Here is a 16,143-nt window from a genome sequence, read left to right on the forward strand (position 1 = left end):
TTGTATGTGCCATTAATTCTGCGACAACTTGCCGTTAAGGTAGCTCCAGCAACACCAATCCGCCGACAAGAATCTTGATAACTGCTAGCGGATCTGGGATTACTACTATAAAGCAAAATTCCATTACCATTGAATATTCCCCGAATTAGGATTGATGTTGAGTTATATGTGCCATTAATTCTGCGGCAACTTGCCGTTAAGGTAGCTCCAGCAACACGAATATTCCGACAAGAATTTTGATAACTACTAGGATCGGTGGGTGCTGCAAAAGCAGGATTAATAGGAATTGTAGCTATGATTGCACCACAAGCCGCAAGAGTCATTAAACGTGGTGAACGACTTAGCTTTGCCAGATAAGACATGAGTATTCTCCTTTGATAAATTAAGTTTTATTGCCCTTGTTTTACATAAAAAAGGACAACATAAATACTACCAGTTCCTGTGTCCAATAGGTAAGTAAAAAAATTTATAACTATATCATTGCGAGTACAACGTTCGCGTAGCATCTCGTAGAGAAGCAATCACAAGAACTTTGACTGGTTTACATTTTGTTACAGGGTGAGCTTACAAGTTTGCTGATGCTTGAACTAAGATGCCCTAGCGCTATTTTATATCTCTGAAGAGAGAAAAATAAGATGATGACTTTGAATCTTTTTCAAAGCCTTGCTTTATCAGCAAAATCTAATTCATCAGCTAATTCTTTTAAGTAGATAGGCGTAATTAAACATAAGAGCAAACCTCACCCTCAATCCCTCTTTGTGAGTTCGGAGAGGAAAGCCGGAGGCAGGGTGAGGTTTTATATTTAGTTAGCTTATATCTAATAAAGTAAATTCAAAATATTGGTTTGAAGCAATTGTAATAATTTTGCTGCAAACTAAAAATATAGGAAACACCAATTTTGAAATCTGGAGAATCGCAATATGAGTTTAATGGATAGTATATTACTGACGCTGGTAAATACTGTTGCTTGCCTGGTGCTGCCTAAATTGCTAGCAATTCTGTCTGTGAAAAGCCAAAATACTTCAACATCATCATCTGCTGCAACCTCAAAAGTTTCCAACTCTGAAATCCCCAGTTTTTCTTAATATAAGCTGATTTTCTATAGATATCGCCTTGATGAAGATAAAATTTAGTTATTGGTGCAAGGCGATGTCTCAGGGTAATATTCAAAAATGAAAGTTTGATTATTGATTATTTGTTCTTGCTGTAGTTGTTTTAGGTCTGACGATAATAAAAAATGCGAGCAAAGTAAAAAATAACATTTGCCAAGTTACCAAATTCCAGCCACCAATATTCCAGCATAATAGACCAATGCTAGTACCTATAGAACCGCCGATAAAATAGGTAGTCATGTAAACTGTGTTGATGCGACTATTAGATTGAGCATCAAGAGTATATATTCTTGCGACATTAGTAACTTGGGTTGCCTGTACACCTACATCTAGTAACAATACAGCAACAGCGATCGCCAGTGCAGAATTAGAAGCAATTTTAGCAATTACTAAACTTGCAATCACCACCGATACAGCAATAGTCAAGGAACGTTGGGAGTTACCTTGATCGGCTAGTTTACCAAAAACTGGTGCCATCAATGCACCTGCGATCGCCACAAAGCCATACATCCCAATTGTGTCAGATTGAAAATTAAAAGGCGCTCCGCTTAAATGGAAAGTCAGTGTTGTCCAAAATGAGCAAAAAACACCAAACAATAAACCGCCAATTAAAGACGTTTCTCTTAATAATGAAAAACGTTTTAATTGGTTAAGTGTTGAGCTTAATAATTCCAAATAATGACCATTAAATTCATTTTCGACACTAGGCAAATATATATTTAGCAAGGCAATAACAATTAAAATCATTACTGCCGAAAATCCATATACATAACGCCAACTCAACCATTCAGCAATATATCCACTAAAAACCCTTGCTCCTAAAACTCCAATTAATATACCAGTAAAAATATTGCCTACAGTTTGGCCAGTAGTTACTCTATCTATACTTGCTGCTAAAGGTAGAATAATCTGAGCGGAGACTGTCGCAATCCCAATTGCTACGCTCAATATCCAAACTTCGATGATGTTTTGTGAAAACGTCATGAATATTAACAAACAGAACAAACATATCAGTAAGGAAAGAATTAATTTTCTCTTATTGATTTTATCGCCCAAGGGGATTAAAAAGAAAAGCCCCAAACCGTAACCAACTTGCGTAAGCACAGATATGCTACCCGCTTCGCCTTCACTGACTTGAAAAGATGATGCAATATCTTTGAGGATTGGCTGATTATAATAAACGTTAGCAACACAGACACCAGATGCGATCGCCATAATCAGTACCTGGACTTTAGTTAATCCGTTACTTGAGATTTGTTTTTCCATTCAACCTAAAATTTATACAGGAAAAAACTGGTTTAGATTACAGCTAAAACCAGTCAATAAAGGAGAAATTATAATATCGTTACTAAATAGGGTTTCTACCAAATTAAGTTGAGTTTGTTCGCGCCGATAGACCTCTAGTTTACGCGATCGCCAATCAGCAATCCAATATTCTTTTACTCCTCTAGAAGAATAAAGTTTAAGTTTAGCTTCCTTATCCCGTCTTTCGTCTGACTTAGGTTGCAGACAAGACTTCTACTATTAAATCTGGTGCGCCAGTTAAATGTCCCGCTTCATCCAACATTGCCGCCAAGGTTTCCTTAGTAGCCCAAACTACATCAGGAATCACATTATCTGATTCTGTAAACAAAACACCAGGATTGATCCAGGGCGAAGGCATCATGTCAATAAGACTAATATATTCTCAATAAATTCAAAACTAATCTCATTAAGCTTTGTTTATTGACAAAAAATTAAGCGTTAGCGCAGCCCGCCGCAGGCATCGCTTTGAGGGCTGGAAAACAAATCAAACGAGAAATGCTGATTAAATCGATTGATTCTTAACCTCAGTGGTGAGTAAGTATAATTTAGATGCGTTCGCCCTGAGGATTGATCACAGCTTCCCCTAAATCAGTAGAATCTGACCAAATGTTAAGCTGTTGGAAAATTATGCCACAAGTTTGCTGATGTTTAAAGTGAGGTGTCCTAGTCACAAATAATTCTCCATCAACTATCTCGTAGCGCGTCCCTTCATTTTCTGCAAAGAGTTCTACATCGTGAATTGTCCAGCCTACTCCTGCTGTTGGCATCTGATTCATGGGCTAACTCCTTTAATCTCGCTCTTGTATTTTAATCATAAAAGGATTTTTGCGTAAGTTTTATTTATCTTAGTCTACGCAGGTTGACTTTACTTGTGTAGTAGCGAATTCTATTCGCCCAACACTTTTAAAACATCCTTGAAAATTTAATTATCACTTGCGATTTTCGCGCCGCCATTTACCTCGTACTAAGCGAATTTCATCAAAAGTGTAACTTTCGCCTAGTTGTTCTCGAATTGGCGTTAAAGAGATATCACCAAGCACTTCTAAAACTTGCCAAATTTTTTGTTGATGTTCAAGAGGTACTAACTGATTTATGTCTACAGGCTGATTTTTCTCAATCAAATCTGTCAAATGGCGAATAATTGTTGTAGGGCGAATGTTACGTTTTTGGGAAATTTCATTAACACTCAAACCTTGTTTATGTAATTGTAATGTCAATATTTCTGTGTCGGAAGGTAAGCTAACAGAGGGTGTAAATTTAACTTGGGGTGGATCTATCAAACCTTTTTCTTGGCGGTAAGCGCGAATTTCTGTGAGGAACTTATCGCCATATTGGGAAAGTTTGTGACTACCTACGCCCGAAAGTTTACCAAATTCGGTTAGTGTTGTAGGTTGTACCTGTGCCATCAATTTCAAGGTAGAATCCTGAAAGACAACGTAAGGTGGTACAGATTGTTCATCAGCAAGTTGTTTACGGAGCGATCGCAACCTCTGCATTAATATTTCTGCTTCAGCAGCCTTCTCACTCCCTTCTTCCCAAGTAACCTTCTGTGCTACGGGAACAACAAGGGAAACTGTACGCTGTCGCCGCATCACTTCCCAACTGAGGGGGTTAAGTTTCAAAACTGAGTAACCATCGCTAGTCTGTTCTAACAACCCTTGATGTAAAAGCGATCGCGCTAACATTCGCCACTCATCTACACTCTTATCTTTGCCAATACCGTAAGTAGAAAGTTTATCGTGTTCGTACTGGATAATTTTGTCTTTTTTTGCCCCCCGCAACACATCAATAATGTGCAGCATCCCAAATCTTTCTTTACAACGCGCCACACAAGATAAAAACTTCATGGCTTCAATTGTCCAATCTTGCATTGGTTTAGGATGACGGCAATTATCGCAGTTACCGCAATTACCAAGAAAACGTTCCCCAAAATAACCTAGTTGAATTGTCCGCCGACAAACAGTACCTTCAGCATAGTCAATTACCTGACGCAGTTGTTGTTTAGCAATCAACTGTTCTTGAGGGTCAGTTTTTTGGTTAATACTCCATTCAATGGTTTTAATATCACTGAAACTGAAAAAAAGTGTACAACGTGAAGGTTCACTATCCCTTCCCGCCCTACCTGATTCTTGATAATAACTTTCTAAATTACGTGGTAAATCAAAGTGAATTACTAACCGCACATCTGGCTTATTAATTCCCATTCCAAAGGCAATTGTTGCCACCATGACGCGCACATCATCCCGAATAAATCGAGTTTGATTGCTACTGCGTTCTTCATCAGTTAATCCAGCATGATAAGACAAGGCAGAAATTTTATCATTTTGCAATTTAAAGGTGAGTTCATCAACTTTTTTGCGCGTTAGGCAATAAATAATTGCTGAACCTTCATTTTCTCGAATGAGTTCTAATAATTCAGCATACGCAGACTTGGTTTTAGAACGGACTTCGTAATAAAGGTTTTGACGGTTAAAGCTAGCAATGTGGATACTGGGTTGCTTTAGTCCTAGTTGTTGAATGATATCAGCACGGACGCGATCAGTTGCTGTGGCGGTGAGGGCGAGGGTAGGGACATCAGGATAGCGTTTCCGCAGAGATTTCATCTGACGGTATTCTGGGCGGAAGTCATGTCCCCACTCAGAGACGCAGTGGGCTTCGTCAATGGCAAAAGCTGCAATCCCAATTTTTTCTTTGACTAAATCGAGAAATGGCAGAAATCTTTCACTCAACAGGCGTTCTGGGGCGACGTAAAGTAGTCTAACTTTACCACTAAGGATAGCTTCTTCCCGCAATCGCACCTTATAGGGATTCAAACTACTATTTAGAAATGTGGCGTTAATATTATTGTTTCGCAATCCTTCCACTTGATCTTGCATCAAAGCGATTAATGGCGACACCACCACCGTTAAGCCTTTTTTAATTAATGCAGGTAACTGAAAGCACAGAGATTTTCCCCCGCCCGTAGGCATCACAATCAATAAATCCCGATTTTGCAGCGCATCTTCGATAATTTGCCGTTGTCCAGGGCGGAATCTGTCGTAACCGAAGTGATATTTTAGCGCTTGTTCGAGATTGGGGTACTGAAGCATAGCGATCGCTTTTTCCGGGGCTATCTGCGTGAGTAGTTATTGAAGATATCAGGATTTTAACTCACATCACCGACAGCTTTGGTCAGGGCTGCGTTTCTGGAGTGCATAAGCGCAGCCCGCCGCAGGCATCGCACTATTGCCCTGGTGTTCAGCTCAATCAATGCTATAATTAGCACAAATTTCTCACTTTAGGGATGCACGTAATCAGTAAAGTGAAATTGCGGGAATTCTGGGTTCAACACGCTGATTCTGAAGATGCTCTAAATGACTGGTATAAGTTTGCATCTATTGCCAACTGGTCTAATTTGGTGGATGTTCAGAAAAGATATCCAAAGGCAGAAGCAGTTGGTAATTTTACAGTGTTTAACATCAAAGGTAATAACTATCGTTTGATTGTAGACATTAGATATTCTAGCCAGACAATTTTTATTAAATACGTTCTTACCCATCCTGAATACGATAAAGAAAGGTGGAAAGATGACCCCTACTTCTAGTCAACAAAGCTACACTGACTTACTGATTCAGCATCAGCCTAAGCCAATAAAAACAGAACAGGAGTATAACAAAGCCTTAACAGCAGTAGAGGGGATGATGTCTGGCGAGTTGACAGAGGCTGAAACTGCGCTTTTTGAGTTGTTGGTTCTTTTGATTGAGAATTACGAGTCACGTCATTATTCGATGGGTAAATCAAAACCTGTGGCTACTTTAGAATCCCTTATGCATGAGTTTGATGTGGAGCCAACTTCTTTAGTAGGGGTTTTTGGCTCTGCTAATATTGTTAAGAAAGTGGTTAATGGTCAACGGAAAGTTAGCCAATCTGAAGCTGAGTCCCTAGCTAAGTTTTTTAATGACCATTATTCTGGGCTTTCTCTAACGGCTCTTGACTTTGGACAGTGAGAAAATTTAAGATTATGTTTTTACACATTTTGGATGTTCCCGTCAGCATCTACCTAACCGAGGATTTGCAGTTCTTCCTTTGCCTTGATGCTCTATCTGGGTACATTTTAACTGTAATTCTAAAGCATCAATCTTTCGTAAAAGCGATACTCCCCACACTATAGAAATCACCAACTTGATTGTCATACCCACGAGCAAAAGTGTCACTATTGTAGCAGTTTTCTTTTGTTGAATCAGCCTTTTTTGTTGTTCTGCAAGTCGTGCTTCAATTTCTTTGGCGCGTTCGGCTTCTAATGCGTGCTGCATTTCTCGCCGATCTAATTCTTCACTAGCAGCTAAAAATCGATAATCTAAGTTGCTCAAGCTTTTGCCATTTGCCCAAGTTTGAGCATCAATCAAGGCTTGTCTCCGCAATAGGCGAGATTCATCCTTTTCCTTTGAGGCTATCCATGCATTGAAGGTTTCGTAATAGGGACGCAAGTAAGCTAATTTTTTTCCAACCCATTCTAAATTGAAAACTTCTTGATAAATTCGGTTTTTGATTTGCAGAACACCTTGCTTTTTGATTACCAAACCAGACAGCAACAGTTCTACCTGTTCTTGACTATCGTCGGCTGGGACTTTCACTCCTTGAAGGATTTGTTGATAAATTCCCAGCAATCTGGCGGCAATTTTTTCGTTTCCCAGGATGCGATCGCGAATTGTCCGTAAATGCTCCGGTTCATCTTGTGATTCCCATTTTTCGATGATGTGCGATCGCACTACATTTTCTATCCAAAATTCTTCTGCGCCAGGGGGAATTTTTAGGTTTCTACTCACATCATTTTGAGATAAACTGACAAGTAGCCGACACAGCTTTTGAGTAATAAATGGTTGTCCTTCTGTCCAAGCTAATATTTCTTTCAAAACTTTCTGGGGATGATTATCTTTAATATTCAGTCCCAAAGATAAGGGTTGAGCTTCTTCAAATGTGAATCCATTTACTTGGATGGCTTTACCAATATTAAACGGGGTAGTATTATTTCGATATCGAATTAAGTCTGAAGGTGTCGCAACACCAAAAATTGCAAATGTAATCCGATGATACTCTGGATTAATTGCTCGTTGGTTATAACAAAAGCGAATCAAGCTAAAAAAGTCATCAACAGAGAAATCGAGGCTGAGAATACTATCAATTTCATCAATAAAAATAAATAGTCTTTCGTTAGGAAACTGAGTTAACAGAATTTCCGAAATAAATCGGCTAAGTTTCTGAACTAAAGAAATATCTTTTTGTTCTTGCCACCAGGTTTTTAAATTGACTTTTCCTAATAGTTTAAAACTCAACCATAAATCACCTACCACTCCCTTGTACCATTGTTCTGGAGTTATATTTTCACAACCAATATTAGTCATATCAACGGTGGCACATCTAAAGCCCTCTTGTTGGAAGCGATGCTTTGTTTTTACCATAAGTGAGGATTTGCCCATTTGCCTACTGCTCAGGATGTAGCAAAATTCTCCCTGCTTCAAGGCTTCGTAAAGTTCCACATCCGCTCTGCGCTCAACATAGCTAGGAGCATCAGTTGTGAGAGTTCCACCAACTTGGTATCGATAATTGTTCATTTGATTTAAAATTTTAAATTAGTTCTCGTTTTTAATAAATAAATTTTGCTCGGGATAAGTGATTTAATTCATATTAAGAACGAGAACAAGTATTTTGGTTATTTGTATTTCAACAGTTTCCCAGAACTATTATGACCCTGAGCGTCTCAATTGTTGGCTAAAATAAAAGCGGTATAACTCACACATTGTGTGAGCTTGATTGCCGTTTAGTTGAACCAAACCCATACTTTCTAGCTTGTAAGCAGCGATCGCGTCTAGCTCAACTTTTTCATCTGTTGCAATTACCTTTTGCATAGCTGACATTAATTCTGGTTCTTTTTGGAGTAAGCTCAACAGTTCTCGTAAATGCTGACTGTAAATTCCCACTGCTGTAGATGCGCTTTCTAGTAACACCTCTAATGTTATTTCTTCGTGACATAGATGATAAAGCGCAAGGCTTACCAAATAGGGATGTCCTCCTACCATTGCTTGTAAGGGTACAAGGCGTTTTGCCCCTTCGGAGTCTGCTGCCCAATCTAGCCCGTAAGCTAATGCTAAATTCTGTACCTGATTGAGGGTAAACGGCGGCAACGTAATTGTTATTCCAACATTGAAAGGCGATTGGTTTAGCTTGAGTGGAATATAAATTTCTGTAGTGTGAACTACCACCATTCGGAGTTTTTGCCAGATTTGATCCTGCTTTGCTTGTTCGTGCCAAAATCGCAGCATTGGCAGAAAGTCTTGGGCAATATTGGGATGTTCAAAAACTCGATGGACTTCATTCAAAGCCAAAACTACAGGACTTTGCTCAATGTATTGCAGCAGATATGCTTCAAAATAGATTTTGCAGCTTACCTTACTGCCCATTTCCGTATCCCAAAAATCATCTAAACAGGGAAAGAGATTTAATTGTCTGCTGACATTGACACAAAACCAACGCAAAAATTTATCCAGAGAAGCAAAAATATCTTCGTCAGCTTCTTGAAAGTCCAAATAGACAATTTGATAACCTTGCTCTCTAGCATAAGCAATCATCCGGTTCAACAGTGAACTTTTTCCCGTTTTTCGAGGTGCTTTGATTCGGATTAAGCAACCAGGGTGTAAAATCTCGTTATAAGCAAGTTCTTCCAGGGGAGGGCGATTGATGTAAAGAGGAGAACCCAGTGGTACAGGCCCGCTAGGAAATTCAATCTTGCTTGCTGAAGACAAGTCTGGAGAAACCATTTCTAAGCTAGATTCTTCACCCAACTTTTCTTGGCTCTGATTCTCCTGATCACCTATCTTCTCTTGCAGGTATTTCTCCAAGGCTAAATGCAGATTTTTTTTCGTTATTTTTTTTCCAAGTGCAACAGAAAGGTCTTGCCACAACTCAGAGCCAACTTCCTTGATGTAATTGTTGCGGTAGCCTGATACCTCTGCCATTTCATCATAAGTTTTGCCCAACCACGATTGAGAGAGCACAAACCATTGAATGGAAGCAAGAGGCTTATCTTGCAAAATTCTTTCTACTGCTTGCAGAATATCTTCCACGGATATTAATATTAAAGGTTAAACAGTTAGTAGAGGCATTTATCCACTTTGGTATAGTAATAATATACAACCGATTAACAATTCAAAATTCAAAATTCAAAGTTAAAGACACTTCTGCGTTCCTAACAAATAGAGAAATGGGGATTCAGGGACATTGCTTCTTCAGTGCCAGAGTCAAGCCATCTGCGATCGCTATTAAACTAAGACTAACTCGCTGGTCTTGATGCAGCTTTTGATTAAAGGCACGAATCTTTTTAGTTCTATTATCTTGCACTTCGGGGTCAGCAACCTTACCTGACCAGAGGACATTATCGATCGCAATCAGTCCTCCCGGACGCACTAATTGTAGTGATCGCTCATAATAACCATCATAGTTGCTCTTATCTGCATCGATGAAAGCAAAATCAAAGGTTTCCGCTTCTTTGGTTGCCAGTAGCCGATCCAAAGTCTCCAAAGCTGGGGCAATATGTAGTTGAATTTTATCCGCCACTCCAGCTTGCTGCCAATAGCGCCGAGCGATCGTTGTAAATTCCTCACTCACATCACAGGCTACCACCTTACCGTCGCTTGGTAACGCCAACGCCACCACCAGGGAACTATAACCTGTAAATACCCCAATTTCCAAAGTTTTCTTAGCTCCCAACAACTCTACCAGTAACGCCAAAAATTGCCCCTGTTCAGGAGCAATCTGCATCCTCCCTATCGGATACTGGGCTGTTTCTTGCCTTAGTTGGGTTAAAATTTCCGGTTCTCGAAGAGAGACTGACAGTAAATAGTCATAGAGGTTTTGTTGGAGTCCTAGTGTTTGAGTTGTCATAACGTACCTTCCTCTTTTGTCTAAACTCTATACACTAATCTCTGCACTTGCTTGAGCAAGTCTCACGCGAGAAATACATCAACGTCTGTAAATCTCTCAAAAGTAACATTTAGATATATTCATGAATCTACTTAGAGGGTGTTTTAAAAGTGATTGACTGTAATTTCAGGCACTTGTTGATCCCCCCTAACCCACGCCAGTCACTCTACTTGGGGAGACCCCTCTGAGCGACTGGCTCCCTTTAAAAAGGGGGAAGAATCAAAGTCCCCCAATTTATCGGGGGATTTAGGGGGATCTAAAACGTTTTGCTACCGACCAGAGGACTTTTAAAACATCCTCTTAACGAGATTTGCTGGAATAAACAAGATTGACACTTAGCGATCGCTAATTCAACACTATATTTAGTACTTAATATATAGTCCTTTTGTCTACTTTTGAGCAAAAATATTCAGAAAACCTTAAAATGCAATCTTCAAAACCCAAAAGTTTTTGATGATTGAATGTCTTTTAAGTAGGGGATGAAAGCCAATAGCAGGAAATATCGAAACTTGATATATATAATTAACTTACTAAATTTACCAGTAAAATACTCAATCCACTGCCTAATATTGACAGTTTAAAGAAATTCAACCTATCGTCTGGAATAACACTTCGCTGTTGTGTAAGAACTTGATAACTGAACTTTGATCATCCAGAGGTTTTTGTAATGCCTATCGATCTATTGAGCCGCAAAAAAACTCATTTTGTCTTGTGGCGTCCCAGTGCTTCCGAATTAGCTCCCACTCTCTACATTGGCAACACTAATCCCGAAAGCCCAGACAGATTAGCTAAATTCAGAGAAATTCCGCTTCATCAATCAACAGAATTTCCAGAATTGTGGGAAGTTTCGGCTCAAGAATCTGGTCTGACTGAAGGACAAGTCTACTTTTACTGGTTTAAAGTCCGCAACTCAGACCCTTACGACTCTGCCAATGCTAACCAAATTCTCTACTGCACAGATCCAACAGCGACGACTGTGGATCGACGCTTTGCACCAACGCCGTCAGAATCGGGAGGCGTTACTAGGTCAGATCCGGCAAGCGTCGTGCTTTATCAAAATAAGACACTGATTCCCTGTGATCCCCAAGGGCAAACTGTAAATTGGGAAGACGATGCTCCTTTAGAGACGCTGCCAACTAATAATCAACTGGTAATTTACGAATTACCAACCCGTTGGACAAAGATTAACTCAAATGGATTAATTGAAGAAGGAAACGGCACATTTCGTGACGTACTGGCACTGTTAATACCAGAAGCGATCGCTCCTACTTTTCCCATAGTCAGCGCCTTGAATAACCGCGCTCATCTTGTGGAACTGGGAATCAACGCTCTAGAACTTCTGCCACCAGAAGACAGTGATGATGATCTCAATTGGGGCTATGGTACAGCAAATTATTTTGCAGCAGATTTTGACTTAGGACGCCCAGATAGCCATTCAGCACCTACTGCTTCGACTGATTTAGCTAATCTGATCAAAGTCTGTCATCAGCAAGGGTTGCGCTTTTTTGTGGATGTGGTGATGGCATTCTCGCGGAATAATCCTTACCATAACGTTAATTTTTTGGAATTTTACATCAAATGGGCCAGTGGTGATCCAGAACAAGGGTCAAGAGATGGCTTTGGTGGGGATTTATTTAAGTACAACTATTGGGTAGAGGGTTATAACCCCATTACTGGGCAAAAGTCCTGGCTTGTCCCAGCCCGTGAATACTTAAAAGCCCATATTGCCCATTGGTTGGAATACTATCGGGTTGATGGTCTGCGGTTGGATAGCGTCAACAATATTGCCAACTATGACTTTTTGCAGGAATTTAAGGATTTTGCCCGCACCCTTTGGGACAAAAGAGGCGGAAGCAGTGATAGCGAAGCGGTAGCGACGTTAGGAGCGTCTCGCTTCCTCGTAGTTGGCGAAGAGTTGAGTGTACCCCTATCTCTCATCCACCAAAATCGTCTGGATGGACTTTGGAATGAAAAGTTTAAGCAAATCATCCGACAGGTGATTTTGGGTAAGAATGCCTGGGATGAACCCAGCTTTGAGTGCAGTATCCGCAAACTAATTGATTGCCGAAACTTAGGCTTTACAGATGGTTCTCAGGCGGTAAACTATATAACTTCCCATGATGTTGGCGGTTATGGTAACGAGCGTTTCTTCAGCTACCTTGTTAGTAATGGAATTGATCATACAGAACCGCGCATTAAGTTGGCATTTGTCTGCTTGCTTACTGCTGTAGGAATTCCCATGATCCTTGCTGGAGATGAATTTGCCGATCAGCAGGATTTACCTCCAACAGATGATCATAAGCAGATTGACCCTGTTAACTACAGCCGTGTGAAAGATGATTGGCGGCAACGAATTTTCCAATACGTTGCCAGATTAGTTCGCTTGCGTAAGACTTCTGATGCTTTAACTGCAAATGATACTCAATTTATTCATGTTGACTTTAATGATGGTAAACGAGTTCTAGTCTGGCAGCGTGGTAATAAAGCCGATCAATTAGTAGTTGTAGTGGCGAATTTCTCTGATTATGGCACTCCTGTTGATTCTGAGTACAGAGTCCCGAATTGGCCTGCAACCCCAGTTGGCAAGCAGTGGCAGGAAGTTACTCAAGAGCGGATAGTTCCATCTGAATGGGTAGGCAGAGAAGGTATCTTCCCGTGGGAAGCTAAAGTGTACGCTCTAGTTTAATCTCGATGCCGCTCAGTGAAAGATAATCTGAGGTCAGGTTTGCTACTTCAACCTGACCTATTTCGATCGCCAGGGTGAAATACCACAAAATTCTGATGTGTATTCTGAAACTCAGTGGCTATATGTAGAGATATTGCATACCAAGCCTTTGCTTGAGTTACTTGCCTAAACCCTTCTAGAATAAAAACTATTGTAGGGAAATTTTATTACTAAACTTGTTTTTATTCTGGGAGGTATGATGAGCCGTCCAATAATTCTTGGTATTGTAGGCGACAGCGCTGCTGGGAAAACAACACTAACGCGAGGAATCGCTCAGGTACTCGGCCCAGAAAATGTTACACTTATTTGCACAGATGATTATCACCGTTACGATCGCCAACAGCGTGCAGAGATTAACATCACCGCTCTCCACCCGGACTGCAACCACTTAGATATAATGCAGCAACACCTGTCGTTGCTACGCACAGGACAGCCAATTCTTAAACCAGTTTACAGCCATAAAACCGGCACATTCGAGCCACCGCAGTATATTAAGCCGAATAAATTCGTGATTATTGAGGGATTACTCGGTTATTCTACCCGTGCTGCCCGTGATTCTTACGACGTGAAAGTTTACCTTGCACCACCTGAAGAACTACGCGCTAAGTGGAAAGTTAAGCGGGATACCCAAAAGCGCGGCTACACATCTGAACAGGTATTAGCAGAATTAGAAAAACGCGAACCAGATTCAGCACAATTTATTCGTCCGCAACGGCAATGGTCTGATATAGTTATTAGTTTTTACCCACCCACTGAGGAAGCTGATGAAACCAATGGACATTTAAATGTGCGTTTGGTACTACGTCCGACAATTCCCCACCCAGATTTTACCCCGATTATCAACTCTAGCTATGGTAATTCTGACTCAGCGATCCGCCTGGGGCTAGACAGGGATATGAGTAAGCCTGTGGATGTCTTAGAAGTTGATGGTCATGCAACCTTAGAACAGGTGAATAAGCTAGAGCATATTATTTGTTCTGACATGCCCCATTTACGAAGTATTTGCGATCGCGAAAGTAATCCAGAATTGGGAAAAATTGCTGGTACAACTGGAGAAACACTCCAAAGTTATCCTCTAGCCCTGACTCAGTTGATCATTACTTACCACATGCTGAAAGCAACGCAAATTTATCAGTAATTAGCGAAAATGAAAGGGTTAAAAGGGTTTGCGATCGCGTGTAATGTTGGGCTGCTGAATTATGCGATGCCTACGGCGGTAAAATACGCACTATGCTAGCAGCTAATCTTTAAGTAGGATTTGCTTGTGAATGTAGTCCAAGAGTTCTCCAACAGTGCAAGCTACAGGAACTGAATCACCGAAATAATCATTGCTATATGACGGAGGCCATTTTTTAACTGACCCTAATATGTCCTCAGGTATTTCAATATTAAAATCAAACGCCTCTTCAAGTGCCATTGCAAGCTCAACAGTATCAAGCTCATCTGCCCCTAAATCGTTACAGATGTGATTAGTCAAACTTACTTTATCCAACTCATCAACACTCAACTGTTCACTGACTATATCTAGAACTTTAACAAAAAGATCGGACATACTCTTATCTCTACCGGACTCATCTAACTTTTTAGCCAACTCTGTCAATCTATTTTGCCTGCGATTCTCTGTCTCTGTTGCTTGTTGAGCTTCTTGTGCGACTCGTCGAGCTTCCTCAACTTTTTCGTACTGTAAGCGCTTGTAGGCTGCTGCCTTCTCAGTCGCTACATGCATTTTCAAGACTTCGATATGGGAGTTAACAATCTCACGCATTAGAGAAAATTCAACCTTGTGTCCGCTCTCGCTATAAATTTTTGTAGCTATCTTCCAGACAGTCTCATCGTGTTTGGACACTAGAGAATTTAAACCCTCTTCTGTAACTGCTACAGTCTCATCTAAGTAAGTCTTGATTACTTTTTTCAAGATGTCTAACTTATAGGTTCTATCATCATCGGTCATTGTAACCTCTCTTACACCTGGCATCAGTTGACCTTTTGCTATCCGTTTGGTATCGTAATAGGTAACTTTAAAGACATTATAGGTGAGTAATATACAGAAATAGAGAAAATTTCCCAAGGTTAAAGATTTTCTCAAATAAAGATGATTTTGAGAGCAAACAAGGGATAAATAAGGATAGTTTGATGTCTGGTGACGATTTTCTTAGTTTCCTATGACCTATTGCCTCAGAATTGCCGACCTACCTACAAATGAGCGTCCGCGTGAGCGATTAATGACGCATGGTGCCAAAATTTTAGCCACAGCGGAGTTAATTGCAATTCTTCTAGGCACCGGTCAAGGCCCGGGAAAACTATCTGCTGTGGGTTTGGGACAATATATTTTGAGCGAATTAGGCAAACACCAACGTGATCCTTTGGCAGTTATGCGAGAAGTTAGCCCTGCTGAGTTGATGCAAATTTCTGGTGTTGGGCCGGCAAAGGCGACAAGTATTTTAGCAGCAATTGAATTGGGCAAACGCGCTTTTCAATCTCGGCCTAATGAGGGCACATTAATTGATAGCCCACTTGCTGCTGCTGCTACTCTCAGTCAAGATTTGATGTGGCAAATACAAGAACGTTTTGCAGTGGTGCTATTAGATGTCAAGAATCGCTTATTGGGTACACAAGTAATTACCATTGGTACAGCAACCGAAACCCTAGCTTCTCCCCGTGATATTTTTCGGGAAGTTATTCGTCAAGGTGCAACGCGGGTAATAGTTGCCCACAACCATCCTTCTGGGAACCTTGAACCCAGCCAGGAAGATATAGAATTGACGCGTCAGTTGTTAGCAGGGGCGCAGCTTTTGGGCATTCCGGTACTAGATCATCTGATTTTGGGTAATGGCAATCACCAGAGTTTACGGGAACTGACAACCTTGTGGGATGAGCATCCGCAGGGAGATTAGTGAAAGAGCAGGGGGCAGGGGAGACAAGGGGACAAGGTGACAAAGTGACAAAAGTTAGAACTTGCAACAAGTCTTTCCCTTTGTCCGCAAGTCTCCTGCCCCCAGCAAGAACTGCATTATCCCAAGGATAATTATTTACGCCAACCTAGTT

Annotated in this window: 13 protein-coding genes and 1 pseudogene; 5 read left to right on the top strand and 9 right to left on the bottom strand. The window is 40.6% G+C overall.

Annotated elements, in window-relative coordinates; all coding sequences use genetic code 11:
• The 5 genes and pseudogenes from ACFFAP_RS07385 to recQ form a co-directional block, all read right to left on the bottom strand.
• The coding region (locus ACFFAP_RS07385; protein WP_375510612.1) for a CVNH domain-containing protein at positions 1-362 on the bottom strand (362 nt) is incomplete at its 3' end.
• An 822-nt stretch (positions 363-1,184) separates the two neighbouring features.
• Entirely contained in the window at positions 1,185-2,378 is a 1,194-nt protein-coding gene (locus ACFFAP_RS07390; RefSeq protein ID WP_375510613.1) for an MFS transporter, read from the bottom strand.
• A gap of 12 nt (positions 2,379-2,390) precedes the next feature.
• A pseudogene (locus ACFFAP_RS07395) lies at positions 2,391-2,760 on the bottom strand (Uma2 family endonuclease); the annotation flags it as partial.
• Positions 2,761-2,962: 202 nt separating this feature from the next.
• Positions 2,963-3,193, bottom strand: a complete 231-nt coding sequence (locus tag ACFFAP_RS07400) for a Uma2 family endonuclease (RefSeq protein WP_375510614.1) — start codon at positions 3,191-3,193, stop codon at positions 2,963-2,965.
• A gap of 153 nt (positions 3,194-3,346) precedes the next feature.
• Positions 3,347-5,506, bottom strand: a complete 2,160-nt coding sequence (recQ, locus tag ACFFAP_RS07405; protein WP_375510615.1) for a DNA helicase RecQ — start codon at positions 5,504-5,506, stop codon at positions 3,347-3,349.
• Between the two features lie 194 nt (positions 5,507-5,700).
• Here recQ and ACFFAP_RS07410 point away from each other — a divergent pair, with 194 nt between their 5' ends.
• Both ACFFAP_RS07410 and ACFFAP_RS07415 read left to right on the top strand, forming a co-directional pair.
• A complete protein-coding gene (locus ACFFAP_RS07410) occupies positions 5,701-6,000 on the top strand; it encodes a type II toxin-antitoxin system HigB family toxin (RefSeq protein ID WP_041565499.1) in 300 nt (99 codons plus the stop codon).
• The gene (locus ACFFAP_RS07415) at positions 5,984-6,403 is read left to right on the top strand and encodes a type II toxin-antitoxin system HigA family antitoxin (protein ID WP_375510616.1); all 420 of its coding nucleotides are present in this window, start codon (positions 5,984-5,986) and stop codon (positions 6,401-6,403) included. The genes ACFFAP_RS07410 and ACFFAP_RS07415 overlap by 17 nt, the downstream gene beginning before the upstream one ends.
• Positions 6,404-6,445: 42 nt before the next feature.
• Here ACFFAP_RS07415 and ACFFAP_RS07420 read toward each other — a convergent pair whose 3' ends face one another.
• From ACFFAP_RS07420 to ACFFAP_RS07430, 3 genes are all read right to left on the bottom strand, one after another.
• Positions 6,446-8,008: an AAA-like domain-containing protein gene (locus ACFFAP_RS07420; RefSeq protein WP_375510617.1), complete on the bottom strand. Its 1,563-nt coding sequence runs from the start codon at positions 8,006-8,008 to the stop codon at positions 6,446-6,448.
• A 129-nt stretch (positions 8,009-8,137) separates the two neighbouring features.
• Entirely contained in the window at positions 8,138-9,523 is a 1,386-nt protein-coding gene (locus ACFFAP_RS07425; protein WP_375510634.1) for an AAA-like domain-containing protein, read from the bottom strand.
• Between the two features lie 139 nt (positions 9,524-9,662).
• Positions 9,663-10,334 (bottom strand): class I SAM-dependent methyltransferase, encoded by a 672-nt coding sequence (locus ACFFAP_RS07430; protein ID WP_375510618.1) that lies wholly within the window; start codon positions 10,332-10,334, stop codon positions 9,663-9,665.
• A gap of 706 nt (positions 10,335-11,040) precedes the next feature.
• On the opposite strand from ACFFAP_RS07430, the gene ACFFAP_RS07435 reads away from it, so the two are divergent.
• A complete protein-coding gene (locus ACFFAP_RS07435) occupies positions 11,041-13,059 on the top strand; it encodes an alpha-amylase family glycosyl hydrolase (protein ID WP_375510619.1) in 2,019 nt (672 codons plus the stop codon).
• A 238-nt stretch (positions 13,060-13,297) separates the two neighbouring features.
• Positions 13,298-14,236, top strand: coding sequence for a phosphoribulokinase (locus ACFFAP_RS07440; RefSeq protein WP_375510635.1), 939 nt, complete (start codon positions 13,298-13,300; stop codon positions 14,234-14,236).
• Positions 14,237-14,338: 102 nt separating this feature from the next.
• On the opposite strand, the gene ACFFAP_RS07445 is transcribed toward ACFFAP_RS07440, so the two are convergent.
• Positions 14,339-15,049 carry an acyl carrier protein gene (locus ACFFAP_RS07445; protein WP_375510620.1) on the bottom strand — a complete coding sequence of 237 codons (711 nt, stop codon included), beginning with the start codon at positions 15,047-15,049 and terminating at the stop codon, positions 14,339-14,341.
• Between the two features lie 211 nt (positions 15,050-15,260).
• Between ACFFAP_RS07445 and radC the strand changes: the two genes are divergently transcribed.
• Positions 15,261-15,992, top strand: coding sequence for a DNA repair protein RadC (gene radC / locus ACFFAP_RS07450; protein WP_375510621.1), 732 nt, complete (start codon positions 15,261-15,263; stop codon positions 15,990-15,992).
• Positions 15,993-16,143 lie beyond the last annotated feature (151 nt).

Origin of the sequence: uncultured Nostoc sp. (assembly GCF_964245575.1) — a bacterium.
Taxonomy (GTDB): Bacteria; Cyanobacteriota; Cyanobacteriia; order Cyanobacteriales; family Nostocaceae; genus Nostoc.